This is a genomic window from Candidatus Accumulibacter meliphilus (assembly GCF_036625345.1).
Classification (GTDB): domain Bacteria; phylum Pseudomonadota; class Gammaproteobacteria; order Burkholderiales; family Rhodocyclaceae; genus Accumulibacter; species Accumulibacter meliphilus.
The window spans coordinates 95,030-121,344 of the sequence record NZ_JAZKTZ010000010.1 but is presented as its reverse complement, the minus strand read 5'-3'; the positions used below and the strand labels follow the sequence as shown (position 1 = coordinate 121,344).

Here is a 26,315-nt window from a genome sequence, read left to right as displayed (position 1 = left end):
TGCGGTCGAGGCGGTCAGATTGCGGTTGGCTAGCGGCAAAGAACGGGTGGTGGAGTCAGCCAGGAGGATGCCGAAAGAATTTTTTGGACGGCGGTACGATCGCCAGGCGAGCCTTTCCGAACGCGGCGTACGCCGCGCTCGAGAGGATGTTTCGGGTACGCCTGTGTGAGGTCACTCAAGTTGAAGCAGGAATGGAGCGGCGAGGAGCGCGCGGATTCGTGCTGGGTCGAGCCAGGGGGCGGCGCAGGAGCTTCGGATAAAGGCGATGGCACCGCGCACGCCGAGTTGCTGATAGAGATCGCGTAGCTGTCGGGTGAAGCGTGCCAGGGTATTGAACACATGCGCCAGGCGCATGAGGAGGTGATAGCCTTTCATGGCATTCCAGTCGAGGGCAAAGGCATGCTCGTAGTGGTAGCCCTGATGTTTTTCGACGAGGAAGCCCGCTTCGATGCCCCAGCGGTGGCGGGCGCCGAGGTTGCAGCGCTCATGGACATTGTCTTGGCTGAGCGGTTGGCTGGAGAGCCAGGCGTGGCGCGATGTTTCGGTGACGGTCCTGGCCTGTTCATCGATCTTCTCCCAGCTTTCCTCACAGACCACCAGATTCAGCTTGAGACGCTGACGCCCGTTGGCAGCGAAGGCGTAGTCGATGTCGTTGACCCAGCTGAAGTGTTGTCGGCGTCTTCCCCAACCGCGCTGCACGGCTTGTGGCTTCAGGGCGTGGAGCGCGCGGAACTCCTGCCAGACCGTGGACAAATCCTTGTCCTTGAGCACGATCATGAACTGCCAGTGGGCGCGCAAGCAGCGCCGCATCACCGGCCCGTTGGCGTAGAGGCCGTCGAGCAGGAGCAGGATCGGCAGGCGGGGGAACAGCGTCTTGAGCCGGTCGCTCAAGCGCACAAAGCCGCGCAGCTCGCAGTCCTGCTTTTGCGCTTCGGTATCGCCCAGCGCGTGTTCGAGGAACTCGCTGAGCAGTGGGATGACCAGGCCGTTGTGGAAGGCAAAGCTGGCCTCGAGGACGTAGACGAAGTACTGAGTGTGACGGGTTTCGTCCTTGCCGACGGTACGTTGCAGGAGTTCCTCCGTCCAGAGGGTGTCGCCAGCGAGCTTCTGTGAGCCGTCGATGGCGATCGGATAGCAGTGGTCGATCAGATAGCGACGAAAGTTCTTGCCGCGAATCAGCCGCTTCACCAGATCGACGTGGGCCTGCTCGAGCTGTTCAAGGTCAATGTCGCGCAACAGCCGAAACAGGGTGTCGGCGTGTGGCAGGGTGTCGATCTCCGGGAACAGCAGCTGCAGGTTGGTCATGAACTGGGGACGGGATATTTCGCGGTTGGTCTCGCGCCGGGAAGAGAACTGAAAGACGAACATCAGCAAGCCGTAGAGCAGAAGCACGGTCAGCTTGTGCCGGCGCTTTTTGGGATCTCTCGGGTCGGGAATTTGTTCCAGTTGAGCGAGCAAGGCGGGCAGCTCTTTGCGCAGGAGGCGCATCTGTTTGCTCACGGCGTCCTCGCGGGCCTTTTGTTCCTCGTCGACGGTCGCGAAGGCCGAGCTTCTGTTGGGCAATGGAGCGGCTGAGTGGGGGACTTGTCCCGTTGCGCGCAGCTTCGCGTTCAGTACCTTCTCCTGCCGTTTCTTCTCCGAGCGCAGTTTCTTGATGGCCACGCGTGTCGGGCGACGGCAAGGTTTGCTCATGACCGCGGGCTCCCCGGCGCGGCGCACAGCGCGGCGCAAGCATCCGAGGTCAGCGCTTTGACCCACACCTGGCGGGGCGTGCTGTGATAGGACTGGCCAGGGCGGGCCAGCCCGCGCCCGCTGCTTGCCCCAAGCAACTGCCAACCGGCGGCACGGTAGCAGGTGCCGGCATAGTGACGCGGATCGACGAAGGTCTCCAGCAGCAGGGGCTCGAAGCCCCAGTGCTCGAGCCAGTCCGCGCGTGCGCGGCGCGCGAGTTGCCCGAGCACATGGCTGGCCAGATGGGGTACGCGGACGTGCGGAAAGATCAGGAAGCGGCTGTTGTTCACCACCCGCGCCACGTTCTCGCGGCGGGCCTGGGCCGTCCAGCCGATCCACTGATCGCGCACGGCCACCGCGCGGGCAGCACCGGACAGCAGGACGCAGCCCAGCCGCCGCTCGCCCGCCTTGATGAAGTAGCGCAGCCGGTAACCGAAGGCCCCCTGGAAACCCAGCGGGTGCCAGCGCGCCACCAGCGCATCCCACTGCGCCACCCGGGTCGCGTCGCGAACCACTGCCAGGGACACCGGCGCGAGCGCCGACAGGGCGCAGTGCACCGCCGGCTCGGCAACGGGGGCGACTGGGGCGGCGGATGCCGATGGCGGCGCGCAACGGCGCGGCGGCGAGGGCCTCAACGCAGGCAGTACCAGCAATCCGGCCGCCTGCAAACGCTCCAGGAAATCCAGGCAGGCGCTGATCTTCGCCGTCCCCGTCAGGGTCGTCCAGCCCAGGTGCTCGCACACCGTCGCCGCCAACTCCTTGCGTGCCAATCCCGGCAGCCACGCGACCGTCGCGCAGAGCTCGGCAATCTCCGTCGCGCTGAACACGCGACCACAGTGCACCCATTCCCCCGCACTCGTTGCAAGCATCGCAAAACCTCCGACTGAAGCGCAGATTGATTACGCTCCACCTATCCTGCCAGAAGTCCGCCCGGCCGTCTAGCCCTCTTGTGCGAAGGTTTTTTTTGCCTGCCCACCGCAACGCCTTGCCACTACTGGGCCGGCGTCGTCATGCTTCAGCGCTGGGCAGTGAGTGTTTTCTCAAGTTCCCCGCGATTGCGGAGAATTGCAGGCCAGATACCGTAGCTTGCAAATTTCCGCGGCGGGAAATACTCCGCCATTCGCTAAACGGCACGCACGGACAAAATGAGAAGCGGTGGAATCGCCGGCACAATCCGCCACCGCCCCGTATCAAGGCACGCCCTTGCCTACGGCGCACCACAAGAGGGCTCTGGCGCCCACAGCGGAGCCCATAATCTCTCCAGATCAATGACTTGCATCCATGGCACGGCTTTTGCTCAGCACAAGCAGGAGCAAGAAAACCATGATCGAACAAGTCAAATCCACCTGTTGTTACTGCGGTGTCGGCTGCGGGCTGCTGATCGAAACCGAGAACGAGCGCATCGTCGGCGTGCGCGGCGACCCCGCGCATCCGGCCAACGCTGGCCGCCTGTGCACCAAAGGCGCCTCGCTGCACCTCACAACGCGCCCCGAATATCGCCTGCTGCATCCCGAGTTGCGTCTGAGCCGCGAGCTGCCGCGCCAGCGTGTCGCCTGGGACGAGGCACTCGACCATGCCGCGGAACGCTTCGCCGAGATCATCGCCACGCACGGTCCGGACAGCGTCGCCTTCTACATTTCCGGGCAGCTGCTCAGCGAGGACTACTACGTCTTCAACAAGCTCGCCAAGGGCCTGATCGGCACCAACAACGTCGACACCAACTCGCGCCTGTGCATGTCGTCGGCGGTGGCCGGCTACAAGCAAACGCTCGGCGCCGACGCGCCGCCATGCTGCTACGAGGACATCGCCGCCACTGACTGCCTGCTCATCGCCGGCGCCAACCCGGCGGTCGCCCATCCCATCGTCTTCCGGCGCATCGAAGACGCGCGCGCCGCCAATCCGGATCTGCGCATCATCGTCGTCGACCCGCGGCGCAGCGAAACCGCTGCCATTGCCGACCTGCATCTGCCGCTCAAACCGGGCACCGACATCGCCCTTTACAACGGCTTGCTGCACGTGCTGCTGGCCGAGGAACTGGTCGATCGCAACTACATTGCCGCGCACACCGAAGGCTTCGCCGCGCTCGAACAGACGGTCGCCGCTTTCCCGCCAGCAGTGGTGGCCGAAATCTGCGCCCTCGCCGAGGCCGAGATCATCCAGGCCGCGCGCTGGTTCGGCAAGTCGGCGGCGGCGCTGTCGCTGTACTGCCAGGGACTCAACCAGTCGTCGCACGGCACGCACAACAACGCCGCGCTGATCCACCTGCATTTGGCCACCGGGCAGATCGGCCGCCCGGGCGCCGGCCCCTTTTCGCTGACCGGCCAGCCGAACGCCATGGGTGGCCGCGAAGTCGGCGGCCTGGCCAACCTGCTTTCCGCACATCGCGACCTCGCCAACCCCGAACACCGCGCCGAAGTCGCACGTCTGTGGGGCCTGCCGTCGGTTCCCGCGCAGCCCGGCAAGGCAGCGGTCGAACTTTTTGCCGCGCTCAAGCGTGGCGAGATCAAGGCGGTATGGATCGCGTGCACCAATCCGGCACAATCGCTCCCCGACCAGAGCGAAGTGCGCGCCGCCCTCGAGGCTGCTGACTTCGTCGTCCTCCAGGAAGCATTCGCCAATACCGACACCGCGGCCTACGCCGACCTGATGTTGCCGGCGACCACCTGGGGAGAAAAGGAAGGCACGGTCACCAACTCCGAGCGCTGCATCACACACCTCACGCCAGCAGTCGCCAGACCAGGCGAAGCGCGGCCCGACTGGGAAATCGTCGTCGACTTCGCGCACCGGCTCGGGGCCCGGCTCGGCCAGCCGCTGACCGCGCAGCTTTTTCCCTACGCCAGTCCCGAGGCGATCTTCAACGAGCATCGCGAGAGCACACGCGGCCGCGATCTCGACATCACCGGCCTGAGCTATGCGCTACTCGACAGCAGCGGACCGCAGCAGTGGCCGTTCCCCGAAGGGGCGAGCAGTGGCCGCCAGCGCCTTTACGCCGACGGCGTTTTCCCGACCCCCTCCGGTCGCGCCCGCTTCGTCGCCGTCGAGCACCTGCCGACCGCCGAAAGCACCGACGAGAGGTATCCGATCAGCCTGCTCTCCGGCCGCCTGCGTGACCAATGGCACGGCATGAGTCGCACCGGTACCGTCGCCCGCTTGTTCAATCTCGACGATGAACCGCTGCTCTCGATGCACCCCGCCGACCTGCGCCAGCGCGGCCTCGCTGGCGGCGATGTGGTGCGCGTCGGCAATGCGCGCGGTCAGGTGCATGTGCGCGTCAAGCCTGACGCTGGGCTGGTGCGCGGACGCGCCTGGCTACCGATGCACTGGGGCAGCCAGTTCATGAACAGCGCCGGCGTCAACGCGCTCACCCTTTCGGCCTACGACCCGTTCTCGCAGCAACCCGAACTCAAGCATGCCGCCGTCGCTGTCGAGCAGGCCGAGTTGCCGTGGCAACTGGTCGTTCTGCGCAAGGCGGGAAGCGGAGAACTGGCGGCACCGACCCTGCTCGCCAAAGCGCGCAGCCTGCTCGCCGATTTCGCCTTTGCCAGCGTCGGACTGTACGGGCGCAGCGAAGCACTGGTGGTGTTCCGCGCGGCACACGGCGAAGCACTCCCCGAATCCCGCCTGCGCGAGATCGACGCGCTGTTCGGCCTTGACGCCGACGCTGCGGCGGCGATCGTTTACGCCGATCCGCGCCGACAGATCAGCAAGCGTGCCCTCGCCCCGGACGGCAAGCTGATCGGCATTCGCCTCGCCGGCGAAACGCAGGCCCAGTCGTGGCTCAAGGAAGTGATGGCTGCGGAAGCCGAAGAAAACGACGACGCTGACGCAGCCAGTACAGCGCTCGACCCGGCGCTGATCCGCTGGGCGGTGGCACCGATCGGCAAGCGACCGGGCAAGCTGCCGCAGCGCAACCGCATCGTCTGCAATTGTGGGGACATCAGCGAAGCACAAATCAAGGCCGACCTCGAAAGCGGTGCAACACTGGCAGTACTGCAGGAAAAGCGGAAATGCGGTACCTTCTGCGGCTCCTGTCTTCCCGTACTGCGGCAGATGGTCGCCAGCCAGACCCAGCGCACCACCACCGAACTGCTTGCCTGAAGACACTACGGGAGGGGCATGGCGACTAGCGAAGGGATAGAAAACATGAATTTGGCGGCGGTCATCAGGGAAATCGGGCGCGGCGCAGCAGGCGCTCGCGACATGTCCAGCGTCGAGGCACAGGCGCTCTACGCCGCGATTCTCGACGGCCAGGTGCCAGACCTCGAACAGGGCGCCATCGCCATCGCCCTGCGCATGAAAACCGAGACCATCGACGAGATGGCCGGTTTTCTTGCCGCCGCCAACGAACGCCTGCCGAGCCTCGCTCGGCCAGCCGGACACCTTCGCCCGGTGCTCATTCCGACCTATAACGGCGCCCGCCGCAGCGCCAACCTGACTCCCCTGCTGGCGCTGCTCCTGCAGCGCTTCGGGGTGCCGGTGCTGGTACACGGTCTCAGCGCCGACTACGGACGCGTCACCAGCGCGCAGATCTTCGCCGAGTTTGGCCTGCAAGCCTGCAGCAGCCTGGCGCAGGCACAACTGGCGATCGACGAATACGGCCTGGCCTACGTGCCGCTGCCGCTCCTCTCGCCCGGCCTCGACCGACAACTCGCCTTGCGCAACCGCCTCGGGCTGCGCAATAGCGCCCACAGCCTGGTCAAGATGCTCGACCCCTTCCGCGGCGAAGCCTTGCTGTTGGCTGCGGCGACGCACCCCGACTACATCACCAGCATGCGCGCCGTCCTGACCGCCGCCGGCGCGCACGCCCTCCTCCTGCGCGGCAGCGAAGGCGAACCTTTCGCCAACCCCAAGCGCCGCCCGCTGATCGAACATCTGCACGACGGCGTCAGCGACATCCTCTTCGAAGCCGAGCGCGACAGCCTCAGAGTCCTGCCGCAACTGCCCGAGACCTGCGACGCCGGCGCCACCGTCGCCTGGATGCACCGCGTCCTCGCCGGCGAAGCCTCGCTACCGCTACCGATCGCCAATCAACTCGCCTGTTGCCTCTACGCCTGCGGCCGCGCCAGCAACTTCAATCACGCGAAAGCGCTGGTGGCCATCGAATGCGCCGGGCTGGCGATTGTCTAGCGCGCCACCACAACACCCGACAAAGCCCCCAGGCAACACGGAGACACGGAGTACCCACATGAAGCGCCAAAGAGCCACCGTCATCGTCGAGATCGACGGCAAAATCCTGCTCGTCGAAAACCGCGGCGGACTGCTGCTGCTACCCGGCGGCGGCATCAATGCGGACGAATCGCACGCGCAGGCAGCCGCCCGCGAACTCGCCGAAGAAACCGGCCTGCTCTCCGATTCGCTGCAGTTTCTCTTCAGCCACGAATCGCAGACCAACTGCCACCATGTCTTCCGGGCCAGCGCCAGCGGCGCAGCGCTGGCGGGCGATGACGCCATGGCGCTGCATTTCTTCGCGCACGGAGACCTGCCGCTCAGCGCCAGGATGTCGCCGGCAACCCGACAGATCATTGCGCGCTTCGCGTGCACTCGCGAGCAAGGCCAGGGGCCGGAAAAACGGCCGCCAGGAATGTCGCCGGCCGTGATGGCCGATAGCAGCGCCTGAAGAACTTCAGCGGCAAGCGCCCTCCCCCGGCGGGCCGTCGGCCTGCTCGCTCGATCGCGACAGCGCGCGCAATTCCGCGTGCGCAAAACTGAACTCGCCTTTCCGGTCGGCGAGCATGCCTTCGATGATCGCCAGCCGCGGGTCGCTCGGATCGAGCTTCTGCAGCCCGAACAGCCGCTCGATTCCCGCCGGTGGGCGGTCGAAAGCAAAGGCAAAAAGCAGGTCCATGCCGGGTGGGTCGCTCACCCTGACCCGGTCGTACGGACCCGATCCGGGAATCGCGCACGGCTTGCCGGCGGACAGCGGCTGGATCTCGCTGGCAGTGTAGGGGTAGAGCACCGAGACCAGGCCCGCGGCGTCGACATTGACCAGCAGCAGCGTGCTCGCCCGCTCCGGCTTGACCACGAAGTGGATACACTCGCCGATCCGGAAATTGCGGCCGAAGGTCGCCGGTTGCACCTCAAAGTCGAGCAACCCGCGGCTGCCCTGCTGCCCCAGCTCGCGCAGGCGCCTGGCCCAGGCCAGTTGCTGAACGCGGCTCACCAGTCGCTGCGGCTCGGCGGCGGGAACCTCGCCGAGCGCGTCGCCGCCAGCGGAGTAGAGAGCGAACCTCGTGCCCTCGTGGCGCACGACGAGTTCGGCGCCGCTGGCCGAAGCCGCCAGCAGCTCGACGCCGCGGATACGCTGCAAGGCCGCGAGCGCAGCGCCATCGAGGCCGACCGCCGCCAGCTGGAGTGTCGTCGTCGCGGCCGGCCGGCGCGCGGCGCTGCTGACGCGCTGGCCAAGGAAAGCGCGCTGTGCCAGTCCACGTGAATCCTCAGCGACGTTGGGCAAGCGCTGCGGACTGTGGCCGTAGGCGCGACCGGCCATGAAGGTGCTGACCGCGGCGTGGATCTCGGCCCAGCTCAGGAAGCCGTCACGGTCGTAATCGGCGTCGACGCTGCCGTCGAGCACGCGCAGCAGCGCGTCGGCCAGCGCTCCGTGCGGCTTGCCGTCGACCGTCGGGTAACTTGGCAGCCACTCCGTCGGGATGTCACGCGCGACCTCTCCCTCGGCCGCCGCCGACAGCCAGGCCGTTTCGCCATAGGGATAAGGCGATGGCGGCGTCGCCGGCCCCGCGGCGGCGCGCGCCAGGTCGCGCAAGAGTTCCGGCCCCGGCAGCGGGATGAACTTGCCGGGCAACGAGCCGCGTTCACCGAAGACGCTGCGCACCTGGTTCCCCGAGTAGCAGGAATCGGAAACCACCCACAGGCGCCGACCGCCGGCTTCGAGACGCTCGATGATCGGTTTCAGGTCACTGCGCCCGACGATCAGTCCGTCGACGGGCCGTGCCGCAGCGGGATCGTAGTCGGCAGGCACCATCGCCCCGCTGCCTTGCGGCAGCGGCGGCGCGAGACGCGAATCGAGCGCGCTGGTGCCGTGCCCCGAGTAGAAGACGAACACGTCATCCCCGGGCGAGCTGCGTTTTTCGAGCGCGCGCAGCTCGTCGAGCATCGCCGCGCGCGTCGCTTGCCGGTCGACCAGCGTGCGGATGTTGCCGGGCAGAAAACCCCAGCGTTCGATCAACACCGCGCGCAGCGCCGCCACGTCATTGACCGGGCCCTGCAGCGGCCCCTGCGGCGAAACGAGGTGCGGATAATCGGCGATGCCGATCAACAGCGCGATGCGCTTGTCGACCGCCGAGGCGGCCGTGGCGCCGGTCAGGAGAGCAAACGCCGTGGCAAGCAGGATGGCGCGAACCGATGTCGGCATGATGGGCCTCCGGGTGGCGCTCAGTTTCGCGTTGGGCGCCTCGTTGCAGCTACGCGGGAATCGGCTGAAGGGGTAAAAGCGTAAGCGTCTCAAGGGGCAAGCTTCCTGCGCTGCGCTACGGAAGCGCCCTGGCGAGACGGAAACCGCCGATCATGTTCTGGATCCGCCGGCGCGAACCAGTGACGGATGGCAGTACGGGCGATCCTGTGGATTATTGTTCCACGAGCCGCCGCGCATAACGCGTGCCTCACACCTTTCGCCGTTCCAGCGCACTGCCGTCGGCGGCGCACGCCCGCATAGCTCGTCCCGATAGCAGTCCTGCACCCACTCCCAAACGTTGCCGATCACGTCGTGTAGCTTAAAGGCATTGGCCTTGAACCCGCCGACCGGGGCGGGCCGATCACCGCGCCCTTGGCTACCCGATTCCCGAAAGTTGGCGTGGCCACTTCCCGGCTGCTCGCCCCAGGGGTAGGCGGAGCGGCTGCCCGCTCGCGCCGCATACTCCCACTCGGCCTCCGACAGCAGCCGATAGCGCTTGCCGGTCTCCTTCGACAACCAGGCCAGATAGGTCTGCGCGTCGTCCCAGCCTACCTCGACAACCGGCTGCGTGCCGCGACCCCAACCCCGTCGTATGGCTTGTGGTCGACAGCCACCCGCGGCCACACAGGCGTCCCACTCGTCGAAAGTCACTTCGTACTTGCCGGCGGCGAAGGGACGGGCGATCGTCACCGAGTGCTGCGGCCCCTCATCCCGGTCACGACCCGCTTCGCTCTCTGGCGAGCCCATGACGAACGCGCCGGCCGGAATCACCACCATCTCGGGACAGTCACTACAGTCGCGAAACACCTTGCCCGGCGGATAATCGGACGGCTGGCCAGCGGGCGCCGTCGGCGCGCTGGCCGCAACTGTCGCCTGCGAAGCCACCGGCGGCTGCACCGGCCGCGCGATTTCCTGCTGCGCCCAATCCGCGTAGCGTCCCTGCGGGTAGCGCGCCAAATAGGCTTCGTACGCCGAGCGGCTGTTCCCCTGCCGCGCCTGCTGCCAGGCGGCGTCCTCGTCGGCGCGCGGGTCGGCGACCGGTTTCGGTTCGGCCAGATGCAGCGCGGCGTAGAAGCCGATCTCCTCGGTCGATGGGTGCTGGCCGGCGTTGAGCCGATTGACGCGCTCGCCGACGCGGCGGATCAGCTCGCGGATATCGACCTCGGGTTCCTGCGCCAGGGCCTGCACCAGTTCGCCGGTGAACAGCCCGTTCGGCCGCGTCGGGTGCTTGTCCCTGGCCGTCTCGCCCGGTGCCGCGGCGTAGGCGATCAGCGTGCCGCTCGGTGGGGTGATGCGCTCCAGACCACGCTGGCCCGGGCCCCGTTCGGCTTCGTACCAGCGGTTGTTGCGGCAGGCATCGACGATCAGGAGGCGCGCCCCGGCGCCGCTGGCCTTGAGCCTGTCGGCGATCCAGCGCAGGCTGACGGCGCGATAACGCAGGTCCGCCGGGTCGGTAATCTTGCTGCCGACCGGGATCAGCCAGTTGTCGCCGCCGCGCCCGACGCCGTGGCCGGCGTAGTAGAACAGTGCCACGTCGGCGCCACGGCTGGCGTCGGCGAACTTCTGCACGACCTGCTCCATGCCGCGCTGGTCGAGGTCGCGCGGCTTCGGCGAGATGACCGAGAAGCCGAGCTTGCCGAGCGCCGCGCTGACGTCGTCCGCATCCTGGCGCGGCGTGTCGAGACGCTCGGCGCCGTCGTACGCGCCGTTGCCGATGACCAGCGCGACGCGCCGCTCGACCGCCTGAACCCCGTCGACGAGGACTCCCGCCAGCACCACGAACAACAGCGCGCCAAGCAGCACGCGTAAACGCCGCTCCCGACCATCAACCGTTGCAAGCCGCTTACGGCCCTCTCCCATGTCTCCTTCCCTTCCCGTGTTCCGGAGCCGTTATTCCCCGACGCGGATGTCGATCGGCGTCAGGTTCTCCCCGCCAGGCAGCGCTTTCGGTATCGGCCGACCCTCGAAATAGAGGGCGATCTCGCGTTGGCGACGGACCGTCAAACCGCGGTACTCCTTGCCATTGGCCTTGTTCCAGCGCGCCAGTTGCAGGGGTACGCGATGATGCTCGCCGGCGTTGATCACCTTGAGCAGCGTCGAGCTCTGCAGGTTGCCCGCCCCGACGTTATAGGTGAAGTCACACAGGGCGGCGTACTGCCCGTCGCTCAGCTCGATGTTGACCAGTCTCGTCACCGCCGATTGCGCGCCACTCATGTCCGCGACGAGCAGCGTTTCGCCCTGTGGTTCGCTGACGCCGTTGCGGAAGTCGGCCGGTTCGCTGCCGTCGCACGGCGCCTTGTGGATCAGGTGGCCATAGGCAATGGTGCAATAGCCTGCCGGATCATTGTACAGACGCGACACGAAGCCTTCCGAAAGCTTGGTCAGCCGGATTCCCTTGTCGTAAACCGGGCGCAATTGGCCTCCCCTGGGCAGCGGCAGTTCGCGCTCCGGGTCGAGCAGGATGCCCGGGACCAGGCGCTCGGCGAGCGGCAAGCCGCCCGACTCCGGCGCCATGGCCGCCGCGTCGCAAGGGCCGCTGGCCGCGCAGACCAGTGCATAGGCCATGCCACCGAGCAGCGGCGCGGCACGCGGCGTCACCGCGAAGCTCTTCGTCGCCAGATTTTCGAGCTGGCGGCGACTGCTGGCCGAGAGCAGTGCAAACTGCTCGTGCATCCGGCCTTGCACGTCGCGCTCACCGGCGCCGTCCTGGTAGAAGTCCAGTGGCTCCGTGCTGAGGAAAGCGGCGACCAGCGTCGGGCCGTAGGGTTTCGTTGCCTTCAGGTCGAACTTCATTTTTTCCGTCGGAATGCCGAAAGCGCCGGCGGCAACGCGGTTGTCGCTGTGATGGCGGTTGGGAAACAGCACCGTCGGCACGTCGTCGGGACCGACGCTGACCACATTGAGGTAGCCCGCGGACGGCACATCGACAGTCACTACCAGGAGGTCGCCATCGCGCAGCGAGCTCTTGTTCAGTCGTACGGCCAGGCCGCCGGCCAGGGCAGCGGCCTCCTCGGTAGTGCGGCGGAAGGACTCGCTGGCGGGCCGCGCGTTATCGACTGCGGCGCCCTGCTCGGCAGCGAGGACGGGCGGCGCCAGCACCAGCGACCCGATGATGACCCAGGGCCAGCAGCCCGCGACCAACTCCCTTGCTCATTCTTCTCCCCCTTTTCCGTTCAGACCGTAGTGCGTTCATGGCTCTGCGCGCCAGTATAGGGCAGGGTCAGGGCTGCCCGGTTTTCTGCAGGCCGGCGAACCTGCGGATCTCGACGCGCCGGTTGGCCGCCGCGCGTGGCTGCAGCGGATCCTTGAGCTTCTCGAAACCGAAACCCATCGGCACCAGGCGATCGGCATCGATGCCGTGCTGTACGACCAGGTAGCGGCGCGCGGAGAGCGCACGCTCGCACGACAGGCGGTCGTTGTAATCGGCGCCGCCGTCGACGTCGGTGTGGCCGGCGAGAACGAACTGTTGCGTTCGCAAGCCCGGATCCAGCAGCGCCCGCGCCAGTTCGTCAAGCTGGACCCTGCCCGCGGCCAGCAGCGCCGCCTCGCCATAGGCGAAGGCAATATCGAGATCGACTGCCGGCGCTGCCTCAACGTAGAGGTTGCGGGTCAGCAGCTCGCCGCGCTGGCCGGATTTCGCCAGCAGCCGCCGATTCAGATCGGCGTCGCAGACGCGCGTCGCCGCATCCGGATTGGCCTTCGGCAGGAACCCCTTTGCCGGCAGCGGCGGCCTCTGTTCGAGCGCCGCCAGGATCTGCTCGGCGCTCAACAGGCCATCGTCGGCGACGGCCGGCGCGACGAGAAAAAGAGTGGCGAGGAGCAACGCTGCGCCAACCAGCAGGCAGCCCGCCAGCCCGGTTCGCCAGCGGCCCGGACCTGCGCCACGAGGAGTCGTCGAGCTCGCCATGTCAACGTCTCCGGAGCGGCGCCCCTGGCAGCAGGAAAGCGTTGCAGACATCAATACTCCTCGATCGCCACCAGCTCGCTGGCGCCGTAGCGGCCGGGGTCGCCGCTTGCTTCCCCGGTGGCCTCGGCGAACAGGTTCTTCGCCGAAGCCGAGTTCGCCGGCGTGCCATAAAAACCTGTATTACCGATCTTCGCCAGCCCCTTGCGAAAATCGCGCGGCTTCTCCGAGAGCACGGCCAGCAGCCGGGAAGTGCCGGCCGGACCACCCGCCCTGACCCGCCAGCTCGGCCGCGGCAGGTGGACCGTGCTACCGGCGGCGAAATGGTTGTTGGCGTCGATGTCGTTCGGAAAGAGCAGGTCGAAGGTCTTGCCGTCGCTGCCGACGTGCAGCACGCTGAGGTAGCCTGCCTGCTGCGTGCTGACCTCGAATTCGAGCCGGTCCTGCCCGATCTTCATCCGCTGTTTCGTAACCCGCAGCGCGACGCGCACGGTCGGCGACGCCGCGCTGCGGATACCCTGCAGTACTGCGCCGGCATCGATCAACGCCGGCTTGGCAGCGGCCCCCGTCGCGAGGTAGGCGAGCGGCAACTGCTGGTTGCCTTCGAGTGCAATGTGCTGGTCGAAGCGCTGGCGATCGAGGCCCTGCTGCGCACAGCTGCGCAACTCGGCGCCGCGGTAGGCGCCATCGCGATCAGCGTCACTCATCGCCTGCAGGCAGCCAAGCCAGGCGACCGTCGCCGCGCTGCCGGCACTGGTCGCGAAGGCCACCTCGCTGTCGGACGCGGCGGCCACGTAAAGCAGGTTCGCACCGCGTTCGGCGGCGGTCGGTACGATGTTCTTGGCAAACTTCATGTTCAGCGCCTGCCCGCACTGGTAATCGCCGCTCGCCGCCGCCAGCTTGAAGAATTTCGCCCGCCGCCCGGCGAGCGGCAGCGCCTTGGTCGCCGCGCCACCCGAGAAGCACGAATCGTTCATCATCACCAGCTGGCCCGCCTTTGTACTCAGCTCGGCGAGCGCCTCTTCGAGCTCGCGGTCCGAGTAGACCTGCAGGTCGTGGGTCAACAGCCCCTCGCTGCACTTGCCGGGAGCGCCCGCGATCTGCGTGCCGTGTCCCGAGTAATAGACGAAGACGTTATCGCCACGGCCGACCTTGCGCCCCAGTTCGGCAATTGCCGTGCGCATGCCGGCCACCGACAACTGCCGGTCGCTGAGCACTTGCATGTTGCCCCGCGGCACCGCCATCGCCTCGGCGATGGCGAACGCATTGCGCGCATCGACGTCGATGCCGGGCAGGTTGGCGGTCGGATCGGCGTACTCGCCGATGGTCATGATCAGCGCGTGGTTGGCAGCTTCGGCGGCGGGCGTCGCGAGGGTACTGAGCAGCGCCAGCACAACCATCGTCGATCCGGCCATCCGGCGAACGGCGTCGCACCCGTTGGGCGGCAAGGCCTTTGCTTTCCGGTGGATCATCGCAGGTCTCCTGGAAGGATGAGCGACAGGCTGGATTCGAGGCCAGGCCTGGCGCAAGGGGTAAAGGCGTAAAGGGTTCAAGGGCAAAGCTTCCTGCGCTGCGCTACGGAAGCGTCCTGGCGAGACGGAAACCGCTGTCGTCGCCCCGGCTCGCCGGCGCGACCCAGATGCGGTAGGCAGAACGGGCGAACTGTGGAGAGTGGGTCCACGAGCCGCCGCGCAGGACGCGCGCCTCACACTTGCCGCCTTCCCGCGCGCTGCCGTCGGCCGGCGCTCCGGTGTAGCTGTCCTGGTAGCAGTCCTGGACCCATTCCCAGACGTTGCCGATCATGTCGTAAAGGCCGAAGCGGTTCGCCTGGTAGCTGGCCACCGGCGCCGGGAACCAGTAGCCGTCGCTGCAGTCGTGCTTTGGTTCCCAGGATGTGCCTTCGTAGGTCGTATTGTCGGCCACGTTGGCATGGCTGCAGGCGTCCTTCGGATTGTCGCCCCAGGGACGCGCGGTCTTGCCGCCCGCCCGCGCCGCATATTCCCATTCGGCCTCGCTCGGCAGCCGGTAGCCCTGGCCGGTCTCTTTCGCCAGCCACTGCACGTAGGCGCGGGCATCGTCCCAGCTCACGCAGGCGACCGGCTGCTGCTCGCCCTGCGCATAGCCCGGTTCGCTCCACTTCCGCCCGGCCCGCCAGTCCCACTTCCCGTCACCCTTGTCCCAGGCATAGCAGCCCTTGCCGGTGTCCTTCTCGGCGCTGGTGCGGTAGCCGCTCGCCTGCACGAAGCGGCCAAACTCGCCGACGGTCAGCTCCTTGCGACCGAGCGCAAACGCCTTGCCGATGCGCACCTGATGTTGCGGCCCTTCGTCCTTGCCGCGCCCTTCTTCGCTCGCCGGCGAGCCCATGCTGAATTCGCCCGCCCGAATCACCACCATCTCGGGACAGGCGGGGCAGTCGCGGAACACTGTCCCTGGTGGTTTTGGCGCCTGAGCGTCGGCGTCACCGAGCTTCTGGCTAAGCTTCTCGCCCCGGTCGGCTACTGCCACCGGCACCAGGATGATTTCCCTGTACAAGCCGAGATCGTCCTTGACCGGCAACTGCTTCGGATTCAGCCGGTTAACCCCCTCACCGACGCGATCGAACATCCGCTTGAGATCCAGCCCCGGCGTCGCCAGATGGTCGAGAAGTTCGCCGGTATACAGTCCGTGCGCCCGCTTGGCCGGATGCTGGTCCTTCGACGTCTGTCCCGGCGCCGCGGCGTAGGCGATCAGCGTGCCGCTCGGCGGCGTAATCCGCGTCAGCCCGCGTTCGCCACTGCCACGGGAACGATAAAGGGGGTGATTGCGACAGGCGTCGATGATCAGCACCCGCGCCGCCGCGCCCGAGTCACTCAGCTTGTCGGCCAGCCAACTCAGGCTCAGCGTGCGATGGCGAACGTCGGCGTCGCTTGCCAGACGTGCGCCGATCGGCTGCAGCCAGGTGTCAGTAGTGCCGGAGTTGTTGCCGACGCCACCGACACCGTGACCGGCGTAGTAGAAGAGCGCCAGTTCAGCCCCGCGCGCCTGCTCGCGCAGGCGCTCTATGGCTGCATCAAAGCGCTCGCGATCGAGATCGATCAGCGCCTTGCCATCGACCAGCTCGAAACCGAGCTGATCGATGAGTAGTGCGGCCACCGCACGCGCATCGTTGCCGGCGTTGTCGAGCCGCCCCTCGTCACCGCTGTAGGAGACGTTTCCGACGACCAGCGCGACCCGCTTTGCGTGCGCCGGCAGCGCCAACAGCACGGCTAGCAGCAGCAGAATCGTCACCGCCAGGCGGTGCAGCAAATTCTTCATTCGTCGCCCCCCAAGACAAGCACATGGTCATACTACGCGGCGTTGGCGAATCGTCAAGCCACCGAGTTGAGGCTGACCGTAACGAACTCGTAGCGACGCTTGTCGAGGTAATGCAGATCCCTGGCCAGGCGGAAGAGGAAACGCAGCTTCGCGAGCGCCAGGTTGGCCCGACGCAGCAGCGGCTCGCACTGCGCCGAGTAGGTCGCCTCGACGAGACCCTCGAGCAGGTCGAGCGCAGTACACTCGATGCGGTCGCCGAGCAGGAAGCGCTGGCTGCGCGGGAATTTCTCCAGCGTCGGCAGCAGCCAGACGAGGAACTGGTAGCATTTTTCAAGTGCCGGACCACCGGCACGGGCACGGGCAGACTCCTGACTCATGAGCACACCAAGGGGTAAAGGCGTAAAGGGTTCAAGGGCAAAGCTTCCTCCGCTGCGCTACGGAAGCGTCCTGGCGAGACGGAAACCGCTGACGTTGAACCGGTTCGCCGGCGCGTCCCCGAAGCGGAAGGCAGAACGGGCGTACTGAGGTTTGCCGTCCCACGAGCCGCCGCGCAGGACGCGCGCCTCACACTTGCCCCCTTCCCGCGCGCTGCCGTCGGCCGGCGCCCCGGTGTAGCTGTCCTGGTAGCAGTCCTGGACCCATTCCCAGACGTTGCCGATCATGTCGTAAAGGCCGAAGCGGTTCGCCTGGTAGCTGGCCACCGGCGCCGGGAACCAGTAGCCGTCGCTGCAGTCGTGCTTTAGTTCCCAGGATGTGCCTTCGTAGGTCGTGTTGTCGGCCACGTTGGCATGGCTGCAGGCGTCCTTCGGATTGTCGCCCCAGGGACGCGCGGTCTTGCCGCCCGCCCGCGCCGCATATTCCCATTCGGCCTCGCTCGGCAGCCGGTAGCCCTGGCCGGTCTCTTTCGCCAGCCACTGCACGTAGGCGCGGGCATCGTCCCAGCTCACGCAGGCGACCGGCTGCTGCTCGCCCTGCGCATAGCCCGGTTCGCTCCACTTCCGCCCGGCCCGCCAGTCCCACTTCCCGTCACTCTTGTCCCAGGCATAGCAGCCCTTGCCGGCGTCCTTCTCGGCGCTGGTGCGGTAGCCGCTCGCCTGCACGAAGCGGCCAAACTCGCCGACGGTCAGCTCCTTGCGACCGAGCGCAAACGCCTTGCCGATGCGCACCTGATGTTGCGGCCCTTCGTCCTTGCCGCGCCCTTCTTCGCTCGCCGGCGAGCCCATGCTGAATTCGCCCGCCGGAATCGCCACCATCTCGGGACAGTCAGGGCAGTCGCGGAACACTGTGCCGGACGCATAGGCTGCCCTTGCGGCAAGCGGCGGCGCAGTCACCACGGGCGCATGCGCTGGCGCTTCGTCAACCGGTGGGCGGAAATAGAAATCGCCGATCGCCTGGTCGTAGAGTGCCGGTACCTGCTCGTGGCCGACCGTTCTGGCCAGCCGCACCACCTCACTGCGCACATTGCGCAGAACCTGGCTCACCGGCACCCCCGGCCTGCTCATCTCCTTGAGGAACTCGCGCGCAAACAGGCCATTCGGGTTGCGATCCTGCTCATTGAGCCGGTCCAGCGCCTGCTGCCCGGTGCCGGCCGCGTAAATCACCATCTGCCCGGTAGCCGGCGCGGTCGCCGCCAGTCCGCGCCCGCCAATGGCCTTTCCCAGCCCCTTGAACGGGTTGTCGCGGCAGGCGTCGATGATCGCCAGAGAGAAGCGGGCTTTCTGATCGTGCAGGTCGTCGAGCACTCGCTGCAACCCGACCGCGTCGTCGCGAACCTGGTCTGCAGTCTGCCCCCCGATGTCGACCGGCAGCAGGAAATTCTCACCGGCGAGCTGCACCCCGTGCCCGGAAAAATAAAACACCGCTTCATCGCCGCCAACGAGCTGCGCCTTGAATGCACGCAGCGCCCGCTCCATGGCTTTCTGGTCGACATCCAGCTTGAGCGTCACGACGAAACCCGCAGCCTCCAGTGCCTTGGCCAGCGCCCGGGCATCGGCGCGCGCGTTGTCCAGTTTCGGGACATGGCGATAGCTGTCATTGCCGATCACCAGCGCCAGCCGCTGGCTGCGGCCCTCGACGATCAGATTGCGCGCATCAGCGGCGGCGACTGGCTGCAGCGCGCCTGACCAGACAAGCAGGATTGCGATCACCAACCGCCACGAAACCATAGATCCCTCCACCGTCACTCGACCGCTCGCGCCTCGCCACGCCGGCGCCATTATTGGCAAACCCGCGCACCCCTGGTGGATTGTCGCGGCTAACGGTCATGACATGTCGAGACACCCCTGATCATGAAAGTCATGACCGCCCCCCCTTCCCCCGGCCCTTCTCCCGCGAGGGGAGAAGGGAGGTTCGTGAGTCGCATACGCGACTGTCACATTAAGCGGATGAAACCATCCTCGACAAGCATGTCGAGCACGTCCGCCAGATCGATCCGGGTAGAGCCGGAATCGCTTGTTGAATTGCTGATAGAAATCGTCATGAAACACGGGGCGCACGCGACTGGCGAAGATGGCGGCGAAGTTCTTGGCGCTTTAACAGTTATTCGACAATTCAGATATCTGTTCTTGTGGATACAAAACGCGCTACTCCAGATAGGCGCTCTGCGCTCGACGGAGGCTCTCGCCAATCTCAACACGCTGAGCTTCGGCGCCCGCAAGCAGATGGTTGTCATTAGCCTGGCCGACGCTGATCATCCTCAATGACGTGCTGGAGTGGGGTGGGCACGAGCTGACTGCAAGCGTTACCGGCTGGGTCGAGGGCATGTTCGCGGCTGACGCCTCGGGAACTGCGGCATTTCAAAAAGGCCGCGCCCCTACCGGAAGTTGCTCGGCGAAGTCCACGCCACGCTCTGCCCCCGTCGCTAGTGTAGTGTTGAGTTCTTGATGAGACGTTCGGCAAGCATCTCCCACCCTCCGTCATTGCGTGGAGGCTGGTGTGGCGCCGCGTTCACCATTCACCATTCACCGTTCCCGACGCGGCCTTCAGCAAGCCTGCCAGCAGCCGTGCATGGTGACGCCGGTCGCTTGCCAGCTCAGGCGGCCAGCCTCTTCTTCAGGAAGCGCATCAGCCAGCCGATTCCCGACAGCTTTTCGTAGAGTTCTTCGGCGGCGTCCCAGTAGTCGCGATGCCAGACGACTTTGCCTGCGGCATCGAACTTGAGATGCGATGCGCCGCGGATCAATTGCGCCTCGCTCTCGCCGCGCGCGAGCAAGCGCCGGAAGTGCATCTCCCAAACCAGCAGCGCGCCGTTTTCGGCGAGCACTCGTTCGCGCACCACGAAGCGCGGTTCGCTGAGCTGCCTGAACATATGGGTGAAGATGTGCTGGATCGAGACGACGCCTCGTACCTCGTTGAAAGGATCTTTGAAGAAGGCGTCGTCGGCGTAGAACTCCGGAAAAAGTGCGACGCTCGCCGGGCTGAGGTCTTCGTAGAAAGCAATCAGGGCCTTGACGCTGGCGGTGTTGTTCATGGCGGTTTCCATCACCGCCCGGCCAGGCGGCGAATCAGGGGGAAGTAGAGGCGGTAGGGTAGATGCGCGAGCAGCTTGAGCACGCGCGTGAAACGTTTCGGGTAGTGAATCTCGAACGCGCTGCCGGCAAAGCCGGCGATCGTCGCCTTCGCCGCCTGTTCCGGAGTCAATAAGGCAGGCATGGCGAAATCGTTTTTCGCGGTCAGTGGCGTGGCGACGAAACCGGGGTTGATCAGCCGTACGCCAACGCCTTTTGGCTGCAGGTCGAGATAGAGCGCTTCGGCGAAATTGATCAGTGCCGCCTTGGTCGGGCCGTAGATCAGCGACTTCGGCAGCCCGCGATAGCCGGCGACGCTGGCGACGAAGCCGATCTGGCCCTGGCCCTGTTGCAGCAACTGCGGCACGACGCAAGCGGCGAAGGTCAGCGCAGCGACGAAGTTCACGTCGACCATGCGCTGCGCGGCGGCGAGATCGATCTGCCAGGCGCGCATCGGCTGGTAATCGCCAGCGACATAGAGCGCCACATCGACGCCGCCCCACGCCGCCAGCAGTTCGTCCCAGGCGGCGCGCAGACTTGTTTCCTTGACCGCGTCGCAGGGCAAAACCAAGCTTCGCTCGGCGGCCGCAGGCGCATCCATCGCCGCCACCCCGGCGACGACTTCGGCCAGGCGGCTGGCGTTACGTGCCGAGAGAGCGACACGGGCACCGCGCGCCAGCAGTTCGATGGCCAATGCTGCGCCGATACCGGTGGACGCGCCGAGCAGCCAGACGCGCTTTCCGGACCAGTCGTCGATTTGTGGATTCATGGTCTCAGCGCTTCCTGAAGCTCAGGCTGACTTCGCCGAGACGAAAACCGAACTTGCGCATTTCCGAGCGGTTGAGCATCACCTGCTCGTCGATCAGGAACATCCAGTCGTCAAAGTCGACGTTCCACACCCGACCATCAACCGGCAGTGCCAGCACATAGCGCCAGCGCAGCGCGTTGCCGGCGGCCTCGCCGTGTGCTTCGCCGACAACGTCGTCGGCGAAGCCAATGTAGCGCGCGGCGTCGACCCGCGTGATCGTCCATACCCGGCGCGAAGTGCTGCCGTCTGACCACGAGAAATGCTCGTCGAGCGTGCCGACATCGACCCCGTCACGCTTTTCCCATTTTGCATCGATCAGCACATGGAAGCGCTTGATCACGGCACCCGATCGATCCTGGAACATTCCCCAGCCGTCGATCTGGCCATTGAAGTAGGTGGCCAGATCGAGCGGCGGCTGTTCGGCCCGGTAACGCTCGACGGGCACACCGGAACAGCCGCCCAGACCAAGAAGACCGCAAGCAAAGCAGGCCAGCCATAGTGTTTTCATGAAGACAACTCCAGAGTGTTGCGCCAGCGCCAGGCGAGCAAGGCGGCGACGGCTTTGAAGAGCAGCGGCAGCAGACAGTAGACCGCCGCCAGACCGGCGGTGGCTGCGGCGGCCCCGGGCCGGTAGCCGACCAGATCAAGAAGCGGTAAGGACAAACCGGCAGCCAGCGCCAGGTTGAGTTTGGCGACCAGATTCCACCAGCCGAAATAGGCGCCTGCCTGCGTCGAACGGCCGGACTCGCCGCGATCGTCAGTGGGGGCTTCCGAGATATCGGCCAGCAAGGCGGCGGGCAAGGTCAGGTCGGCACCCAGCGCCGCGCCCGAGAGCAGGCAGACAACGGCAAAGGGCCAGACATCGCCCGCACCCAGACCCCACGCCCAGGCAAAGGAGGCGACGGCGACGAGCATCGACGCGATCCAGCTGCGCACACGGCCAAAGCGCCGTGCGAGACTGACCCAAAGGGGCAGGAAGGCAACGCCGCTGACGAAATAGAGCGCCAGGAAAGCGCCGCTCCAGGCTTGCGCCTGCAGGACATCGGCGACGAAGAACAGGACCAGCGTCGCCGGCAGCGCGGCGGCGATGCCGTTGAGCACGAATACCGCCAGCAAGCAGCGAAAGCGCCCATCGTCGAGCACGCTGCGCAGGTCACCGAAGAGCTTGCCGCTGGCCGGAACACGAGCCTTGGCCGGCGGCGAACCGGAAAATGTCCAGCCGGCAAGGAGTAGCAGGAGCAAGGGGAAGACCTGTGCCAAGCCGGATAGCCCGGCCGCCAGATCGCTAGAGATCAGGCCGGGCACGGCCGCCGCCAGCACCACGCCAAGCAGGCCGAAACCCTCGCGGCTGGCAGTCAGCTGCGTCCGCTCACCGGCGTCACGACCGAGTTCGGCGCCCCAGGCCTGGTAGGCGACGCTGGCCAGCGAGAAGCCGAAGTAGGTGACCAGCATCGACGCCAGCAGCCACAGGGGTGCCGAGACGGCGGGCGGGTGCAACAGGGCATACATGCCCAGCGCCAGGCAGGGCAGCGCCAGCATGATCAGGCGCTGCCGATTCGCGGCCCGGTCACTCCAGCCACCAAGCAAGGGATCGATGCCGGCGTCAAGCAGCCGCGCCGCCAGCAACAAGCCACCAAGCAAGCTCAGGCTCATGCCGGCAGCGTCGGCATACAGGCGCGGAACATGCACATACACCGGCAGCGCGGCCATTGCCAGCGGCAGGCCGAGTGCGCCGTAGGCGAGAAGTTGCCGGCGCGGAATTGCGGCGGCCTGCGCAATGGCCATTTTCAATTCTCCGGACGGGTAAGCAGCGCGGCGCGAAGGTCCGGGCTGCGGCTGCGCTCATCGAGCCAGATGGCGAAGAACAGCCGCGCGAAATCGGCATCGGCGACTTCACCACTGAGCCGCCCGCGATGGAAAAAAGCGGCGCCTTGCCCTGGGTAATGGACGCCGACGATGGTCTCGCCTTCCTTCACGTCCGGGAAGATGCGCTGCAATTCGCTCTGCCAGCGCTGCAGTTGCGCTTCGCTGGCGCCAAGCCGGCGCATCTCGCCGACGCTGCTCTCTACCAGACGAGCGCGCGGGATGTCGCGCCGATAGTCGAGTTGCAGGGCGCTTGGCGCATCCGCCTTGACTCCCGCGGTCGGGCCGGCGTCAACCCACAAGGTGGCGCGATAGAGCGCAATACCGAACCAGCTCATTTCGCCACTGCCCCATTGCCGCCAGTCGCTGCCGCTCTGGCGCAGGGCGTCAGGCACCGCCTGAGTCAGGGTGCTGCTGATGAGGAGCAGCAGGGCGAACAGCGCTTTCATCGCGCGTGCGCCAGTTCGAACTGCATGACATCGGTAGCGCCGCTGTTGAACCCGGCCTGACAGTAGGCGAGATAGAAACGCCAGAGGCGACGGAAACGTTCGTCGAATCCCTGCGCGGCGATCGCCGGCCACTGCTGTTCGAAACTGGCCGACCACTGCGCAAGGGTGCGCGCATAGTCACCCCCAAACGCGAAGCTGTCGTTCACCGCCAGGCCGGCGCGGGCTGCCTGCTGGCCGAAGACTGACGGACTCGGCAGCATGCCGCCGGGAAAGACGTGCTGCTGGATGAAATCGGTGCCGCGACGGTAGCGGGCAAAAAGCTCGTCGCGAATGGTAATGCTCTGCACCAAGGCTCGCCCGGTCGGCGCCAGGAGCTTTTGCAGAGTGGCGAAATAGCTCGGCCACCAGCGCTCGCCAACCGCTTCGAACATCTCGATCGAGACGATGTGGTCGAACTGCTCGCCGACCAGATCACGATAGTCGCGCAATTCGATATGCACCTGCCGGTCCACGCCAGCCACCCGCATCCGCTCTCTGGCGTACTGCAACTGGGCCGGCGACAGCGTCAGCCCGACCACTTCCAGGCCAGCCTCGCGCGCCGCGGTTTCGGCAAAAGCGCCCCAGCCGCAGCCTATTTCAAGCACCCGCTGGCCGGGCTGGGCGTCGATCCTGTGCAGGATCCGCCGGTACTTGGCCAGTTGTGCGGCGGCCAGCGAGCGCGGCGCAGCGCTCGAGTAGAGTGCGCTCGAGTAGCTCATCGTCGGATCCAGCCACTGCCGGTAGAAATCGTTGCCGAGGTCGTAGTGGGCCATGATATTGCGGCGTGAGCCGGCACGGGTGTTGGCATTCAGCAGATGGCGCAGGCGCGCGCTGATGAGCGCCCACCAACGGCCGTATACGGCCTGCGCCAGCGCCTGGCGGTTGTTTGCCAGCAGGGTCAGCAATGCCGTGAGGTCGGGGCTGTGCCAATGGCCATCGATCCAGGCCTCGGCGAAGCCGACATCGCCACGCTCGAGAACCCAGTCGAAAACCGACCAGCTGGCGACCTCCAGGACTGCGGCGCTGTGATCGCTGCGCGCCTGGCCGAAACGCAGGCTTGCACCGTCCGGCAAACGCACTTCCAGGCTGCCGTGTTCGAGACCTTCGAGCAACGCCAGAATCGCCCGCGCGCTGCGCGGCATTGGCTTGCCGGCGGTCGCGACCGGCAGGGTGAGTACATTTTCGAGAGCATTCATCGTGTCGTCTCCTCAAGTGGAGGTGCAGGTTTTCTGAAGAAGGGAACGCGCTTGACCCAGAGCTTGAGCGCCTGCCAGTGGATACGCAGGACAACGCCAAGGGTGAGTAGCGGGAATTGGAAGAAGGCTTTCAGCAGGGGGCCGCTGGCGAGCGGCTCGGCGGTGCCGGAAATCGAGGTATGCAGCAGGTCGCCGCCGGCATCGCCGTGGTCAATGCGCGCCAGCCGCCAATCCGGCTTGCCGTGCCTGCCGATACGTGCGTGAAAACGGAAACGGTAACTGCCAGCGACGTCCATGAATGGCGAGACATGGAAGACCTTGCGCCGCTCGATGATCTCGCCATCGCCAATCGGTCGGCCGTCGGGATGAGCCAGGAGGTAGTTATGACGCTCGCCAAAAGTGTTATTGACCTCGGCCAGAACCGCCTTCAGATCGCCGCTGCTGTCGTGACAAAACCAGAGGCTGATCGGGTTGAAGACGAAGCCGAGGAGGCGCGGGAAACACTGCAGCCAGATCTCGCCGTCGGCAGTGATCCCCTCCTGCTGCAAGAGCGGACGCACCCACGCCAGCGGATGCGAGCCGTCGCGGGCGCCGTGGTCGGCAAAGTGGAAGCTGAACAGGTTCCAGCGATTGACCGCGAACAAGACGCTGCGCGTCTGCTCGATGTGCGACAGCGGCAACAGGCAGTAAACCACCGGATAGGTGAAGCGGTTCTCCACCGGTCGCAGCCGGCGATGCATCACTTGCCCGAAGAAGAGGCGTGCCGAGGCGGCGGTCACGCGGCCAGTTCCGTCAATCGCCCAAGCGCTGCAGCAGTCGTGACAGGCGCATCACGCCCCTGCCATGGCGCATGGCAGCCAAGGGCGTTGGCCACCTGCAAGGCGGACTTGAGACCATCTTCGTGGAAACCATAGCCATTCCACGCGCCGCAGTACCACACCCCGCTGCTACCCGAGATGGTCGGCAACTCACGCTGGGCGGCAATCGCCGCAGCGTCGAAAATCGGGTGTTCGTAGTCGAATTCGGCAATCACCCGCTCGCCCCGCGGCACACGCTGCGGGTTCAGCGATACCAGTAGCGGTGTCTTGAACGGCAGTGGCTGCAGGCGGTTGATCAGGTACGAGACACTGACCGGGCGTTGATCGAGTTCCTGGCTGCTGGCCAGATAATTCCATGCTGACCACAGCGCTGGCGAACGCGGCAACAGCGCTTCGTCGGTGTGCAGCACTGCGCGGTTGGCGGCGTAGCGGATCGCGCCGAGCAAACGACGCTCTGCGGCGCTGGCGGAGGCGCCAAGAATCGCCAGTGCCTGATCGCTGTGGCAGGCGAGAATCACCTGGTCATAGTGCTCGACCGCCATGTCGGTATGCAGCTGCACGCCGGCCGCCGTACGCCGCAGCTGACGCACCGGCGTTGCCAGGCGGATGTCGTCGAGCGAGGCGGCGAGCTTGCCGACGTATTCGCGGCCACCGCCCTTGACCGTTCGCCAGAGCGGCCGGTCGAAAACCTGTAGCAAGCCATGATTGCGGCAGAAGCGAACGAAAGTGGCGAGCGGATAGTCGAGCATCTGCCCGGCCGGGCAAGACCAGATCGCCGCCGCCATCGGCAGCAGATACCATTCGGCGAAAGGCCGTGAATAGCCCCCGGCAGCCAGGAAGTCGCGCAAGCTGCGATCGTCGTCCGGATGGGCGCTGGTCCAGGCGACGCTTTCACGGTTGAAGCGCAGGATGTCGGCGAGCATGCGCCAGAAGTCCGGCCGCAGGAGGTTGCGCTTCTGCCCGAAAACGGTGGCCAGGCTGCTGCCCGCCCACTCCAGACGCGGCTCCTCGAGGCTGACCGAAAATGACATCTCGGTCTCCACGCTGGCGACACCGAGGTGAGCGAACATGGCCGTAAGGTTCGCATAGGTCTGCGTATTGAAAACCAGAAAACCGGTATCTACCGGGTGGCGCACGCCTTCCAGCATCACGTCTACGGTGTGCGTGTGACCACCGAGCCTTGCCCCCGCCTCGTAAAGTGTCACCTGATGTTTCCGGGCCAGTAGCCAGGCGCTCGCCAGGCCGGAAATTCCCGACCCGACCACGGCAATACGCTGTGCACCACGCATCTTCATCTCC

22 protein-coding genes are annotated in these 26,315 nt (G+C 66.1%); 4 read left to right on the top strand and 18 right to left on the bottom strand.

Translation table 11 applies throughout. From position 1 onward, the window contains the following. Window positions 1-171: 171 nt before the first annotated feature. The gene (locus tag V5B40_RS19500; protein ID WP_332353156.1) at window positions 172-1,692 is read right to left on the bottom strand and encodes a transposase family protein; all 1,521 of its coding nucleotides are present in this window, start codon (window positions 1,690-1,692) and stop codon (window positions 172-174) included. Further along, window positions 1,689-2,600, bottom strand: coding sequence for a DUF4338 domain-containing protein (locus V5B40_RS19495; RefSeq protein WP_332353155.1), 912 nt, complete (start codon window positions 2,598-2,600; stop codon window positions 1,689-1,691). Before V5B40_RS19495 ends, V5B40_RS19500 begins: the two co-directional genes overlap by 4 nt. Before the next feature lie 454 nt (window positions 2,601-3,054). Here V5B40_RS19495 and V5B40_RS19490 point away from each other — a divergent pair, with 454 nt between their 5' ends. Genes V5B40_RS19490 through V5B40_RS19480 form a run of 3 tightly spaced genes read left to right on the top strand, consistent with a single transcriptional unit; the run spans window position 3,055 to window position 7,348 of the window. Next, window positions 3,055-5,829 (top strand): nitrate reductase, encoded by a 2,775-nt coding sequence (locus V5B40_RS19490; protein ID WP_332356058.1) that lies wholly within the window; start codon window positions 3,055-3,057, stop codon window positions 5,827-5,829. Between the two features lie 18 nt (window positions 5,830-5,847). After that, on the top strand, window positions 5,848-6,858 hold the full coding sequence (gene ybiB / locus V5B40_RS19485) for a DNA-binding protein YbiB (RefSeq protein ID WP_332356057.1): 1,011 nt from the start codon (window positions 5,848-5,850) through the stop codon (window positions 6,856-6,858). A gap of 58 nt (window positions 6,859-6,916) precedes the next feature. Further along, a complete protein-coding gene (locus V5B40_RS19480) occupies window positions 6,917-7,348 on the top strand; it encodes an NUDIX domain-containing protein (RefSeq protein ID WP_332356056.1) in 432 nt (143 codons plus the stop codon). Between the two features lie 6 nt (window positions 7,349-7,354). Here the strand turns inward: V5B40_RS19480 and V5B40_RS19475 are convergent, their stop codons facing one another. From V5B40_RS19475 to V5B40_RS19440, 8 genes are all read right to left on the bottom strand, one after another. After that, entirely contained in the window at window positions 7,355-9,100 is a 1,746-nt protein-coding gene (locus tag V5B40_RS19475) for a caspase family protein (RefSeq protein WP_332356055.1), read from the bottom strand. 150 nt (window positions 9,101-9,250) lie between these two features. After that, window positions 9,251-10,999, bottom strand: a complete 1,749-nt coding sequence (locus V5B40_RS19470; protein ID WP_332356054.1) for an SUMF1/EgtB/PvdO family nonheme iron enzyme — start codon at window positions 10,997-10,999, stop codon at window positions 9,251-9,253. 30 nt (window positions 11,000-11,029) lie between these two features. Beyond that, entirely contained in the window at window positions 11,030-12,280 is a 1,251-nt protein-coding gene (locus V5B40_RS19465) for a glycoside hydrolase family protein (protein WP_332356053.1), read from the bottom strand. A 79-nt stretch (window positions 12,281-12,359) separates the two neighbouring features. Further along, window positions 12,360-13,046: an OmpA family protein gene (locus V5B40_RS19460; protein ID WP_332356052.1), complete on the bottom strand. Its 687-nt coding sequence runs from the start codon at window positions 13,044-13,046 to the stop codon at window positions 12,360-12,362. Window positions 13,047-13,096: 50 nt separating this feature from the next. Beyond that, on the bottom strand, window positions 13,097-14,515 hold the full coding sequence (locus V5B40_RS19455; RefSeq protein WP_332356051.1) for a DUF4384 domain-containing protein: 1,419 nt from the start codon (window positions 14,513-14,515) through the stop codon (window positions 13,097-13,099). A 103-nt stretch (window positions 14,516-14,618) separates the two neighbouring features. After that, the gene (locus tag V5B40_RS19450; RefSeq protein WP_332356050.1) at window positions 14,619-16,337 is read right to left on the bottom strand and encodes an SUMF1/EgtB/PvdO family nonheme iron enzyme; all 1,719 of its coding nucleotides are present in this window, start codon (window positions 16,335-16,337) and stop codon (window positions 14,619-14,621) included. Window positions 16,338-16,390: 53 nt separating this feature from the next. Then, window positions 16,391-16,714, bottom strand: coding sequence for a diversity-generating retroelement protein Avd (avd, locus tag V5B40_RS19445; RefSeq protein WP_332356049.1), 324 nt, complete (start codon window positions 16,712-16,714; stop codon window positions 16,391-16,393). A gap of 57 nt (window positions 16,715-16,771) precedes the next feature. Next, on the bottom strand, window positions 16,772-18,484 hold the full coding sequence (locus V5B40_RS19440; RefSeq protein ID WP_332356048.1) for an SUMF1/EgtB/PvdO family nonheme iron enzyme: 1,713 nt from the start codon (window positions 18,482-18,484) through the stop codon (window positions 16,772-16,774). Between the two features lie 258 nt (window positions 18,485-18,742). Between V5B40_RS19440 and V5B40_RS19435 the strand changes: the two genes are divergently transcribed. Further along, entirely contained in the window at window positions 18,743-19,039 is a 297-nt protein-coding gene (locus tag V5B40_RS19435; RefSeq protein ID WP_332356047.1) for a hypothetical protein, read from the top strand. A gap of 329 nt (window positions 19,040-19,368) precedes the next feature. Here the strand turns inward: V5B40_RS19435 and V5B40_RS19430 are convergent, their stop codons facing one another. The 8 genes from V5B40_RS19430 to V5B40_RS19395 are packed head-to-tail and all read right to left on the bottom strand — an operon-like array spanning window position 19,369 to window position 26,305. Continuing rightward, entirely contained in the window at window positions 19,369-19,806 is a 438-nt protein-coding gene (locus V5B40_RS19430) for a nuclear transport factor 2 family protein (protein ID WP_332356046.1), read from the bottom strand. A gap of 11 nt (window positions 19,807-19,817) precedes the next feature. Next, the gene (locus V5B40_RS19425; protein ID WP_332356044.1) at window positions 19,818-20,612 is read right to left on the bottom strand and encodes an SDR family NAD(P)-dependent oxidoreductase; all 795 of its coding nucleotides are present in this window, start codon (window positions 20,610-20,612) and stop codon (window positions 19,818-19,820) included. A 4-nt stretch (window positions 20,613-20,616) separates the two neighbouring features. Then, complete coding sequence (locus V5B40_RS19420; protein ID WP_332356042.1) at window positions 20,617-21,159, bottom strand: DUF3833 domain-containing protein; 543 nt, start codon at window positions 21,157-21,159, stop codon at window positions 20,617-20,619. Continuing rightward, entirely contained in the window at window positions 21,156-22,436 is a 1,281-nt protein-coding gene (locus tag V5B40_RS19415; RefSeq protein ID WP_332356041.1) for an MFS transporter, read from the bottom strand. The genes V5B40_RS19420 and V5B40_RS19415 overlap by 4 nt, the downstream gene beginning before the upstream one ends. A 2-nt stretch (window positions 22,437-22,438) precedes the next feature. After that, window positions 22,439-22,963 (bottom strand): chalcone isomerase family protein, encoded by a 525-nt coding sequence (locus V5B40_RS19410; RefSeq protein WP_332356040.1) that lies wholly within the window; start codon window positions 22,961-22,963, stop codon window positions 22,439-22,441. Next, window positions 22,960-24,198: a cyclopropane-fatty-acyl-phospholipid synthase family protein gene (locus V5B40_RS19405; RefSeq protein WP_332356039.1), complete on the bottom strand. Its 1,239-nt coding sequence runs from the start codon at window positions 24,196-24,198 to the stop codon at window positions 22,960-22,962. The genes V5B40_RS19410 and V5B40_RS19405 overlap by 4 nt, the downstream gene beginning before the upstream one ends. Continuing rightward, a complete protein-coding gene (locus tag V5B40_RS19400; RefSeq protein ID WP_332356038.1) occupies window positions 24,195-24,977 on the bottom strand; it encodes a DUF1365 domain-containing protein in 783 nt (260 codons plus the stop codon). The genes V5B40_RS19405 and V5B40_RS19400 overlap by 4 nt, the downstream gene beginning before the upstream one ends. Next, entirely contained in the window at window positions 24,974-26,305 is a 1,332-nt protein-coding gene (locus tag V5B40_RS19395) for an NAD(P)/FAD-dependent oxidoreductase (protein WP_332356037.1), read from the bottom strand. The genes V5B40_RS19400 and V5B40_RS19395 overlap by 4 nt, the downstream gene beginning before the upstream one ends. Between the last annotated feature and the right edge of the window lie 10 nt (window positions 26,306-26,315).

Coding starts and splice junctions, on each gene's coding strand:
- V5B40_RS19500 (WP_332353156.1), bottom strand. CDS start 1,692: ATGAGCAAACCTTGCCGTCGCCCGACACGCGTGGCCATCAAGAAACTG.
- V5B40_RS19495 (WP_332353155.1), bottom strand. CDS start 2,600: ATGCTTGCAACGAGTGCGGGGGAATGGGTGCACTGTGGTCGCGTGTTC.
- V5B40_RS19490 (WP_332356058.1), top strand. CDS start 3,055: ATGATCGAACAAGTCAAATCCACCTGTTGTTACTGCGGTGTCGGCTGC.
- ybiB (WP_332356057.1), top strand. CDS start 5,848: ATGGCGACTAGCGAAGGGATAGAAAACATGAATTTGGCGGCGGTCATC.
- V5B40_RS19480 (WP_332356056.1), top strand. CDS start 6,917: ATGAAGCGCCAAAGAGCCACCGTCATCGTCGAGATCGACGGCAAAATC.
- V5B40_RS19475 (WP_332356055.1), bottom strand. CDS start 9,100: ATGCCGACATCGGTTCGCGCCATCCTGCTTGCCACGGCGTTTGCTCTC.
- V5B40_RS19470 (WP_332356054.1), bottom strand. CDS start 10,999: ATGGGAGAGGGCCGTAAGCGGCTTGCAACGGTTGATGGTCGGGAGCGG.
- V5B40_RS19460 (WP_332356052.1), bottom strand. CDS start 13,046: ATGGCGAGCTCGACGACTCCTCGTGGCGCAGGTCCGGGCCGCTGGCGA.
- V5B40_RS19455 (WP_332356051.1), bottom strand. CDS start 14,515: ATGATCCACCGGAAAGCAAAGGCCTTGCCGCCCAACGGGTGCGACGCC.
- V5B40_RS19450 (WP_332356050.1), bottom strand. CDS start 16,337: ATGAAGAATTTGCTGCACCGCCTGGCGGTGACGATTCTGCTGCTGCTA.
- avd (WP_332356049.1), bottom strand. CDS start 16,714: ATGAGTCAGGAGTCTGCCCGTGCCCGTGCCGGTGGTCCGGCACTTGAA.
- V5B40_RS19435 (WP_332356047.1), top strand. CDS start 18,743: ATGTCGAGCACGTCCGCCAGATCGATCCGGGTAGAGCCGGAATCGCTT.
- V5B40_RS19430 (WP_332356046.1), bottom strand. CDS start 19,806: ATGAACAACACCGCCAGCGTCAAGGCCCTGATTGCTTTCTACGAAGAC.
- V5B40_RS19425 (WP_332356044.1), bottom strand. CDS start 20,612: ATGAATCCACAAATCGACGACTGGTCCGGAAAGCGCGTCTGGCTGCTC.
- V5B40_RS19420 (WP_332356042.1), bottom strand. CDS start 21,159: ATGAAAACACTATGGCTGGCCTGCTTTGCTTGCGGTCTTCTTGGTCTG.
- V5B40_RS19415 (WP_332356041.1), bottom strand. CDS start 22,436: ATGGCCATTGCGCAGGCCGCCGCAATTCCGCGCCGGCAACTTCTCGCC.
- V5B40_RS19410 (WP_332356040.1), bottom strand. CDS start 22,963: ATGAAAGCGCTGTTCGCCCTGCTGCTCCTCATCAGCAGCACCCTGACT.
- V5B40_RS19405 (WP_332356039.1), bottom strand. CDS start 24,198: ATGAATGCTCTCGAAAATGTACTCACCCTGCCGGTCGCGACCGCCGGC.
- V5B40_RS19395 (WP_332356037.1), bottom strand. CDS start 26,305: ATGCGTGGTGCACAGCGTATTGCCGTGGTCGGGTCGGGAATTTCCGGC.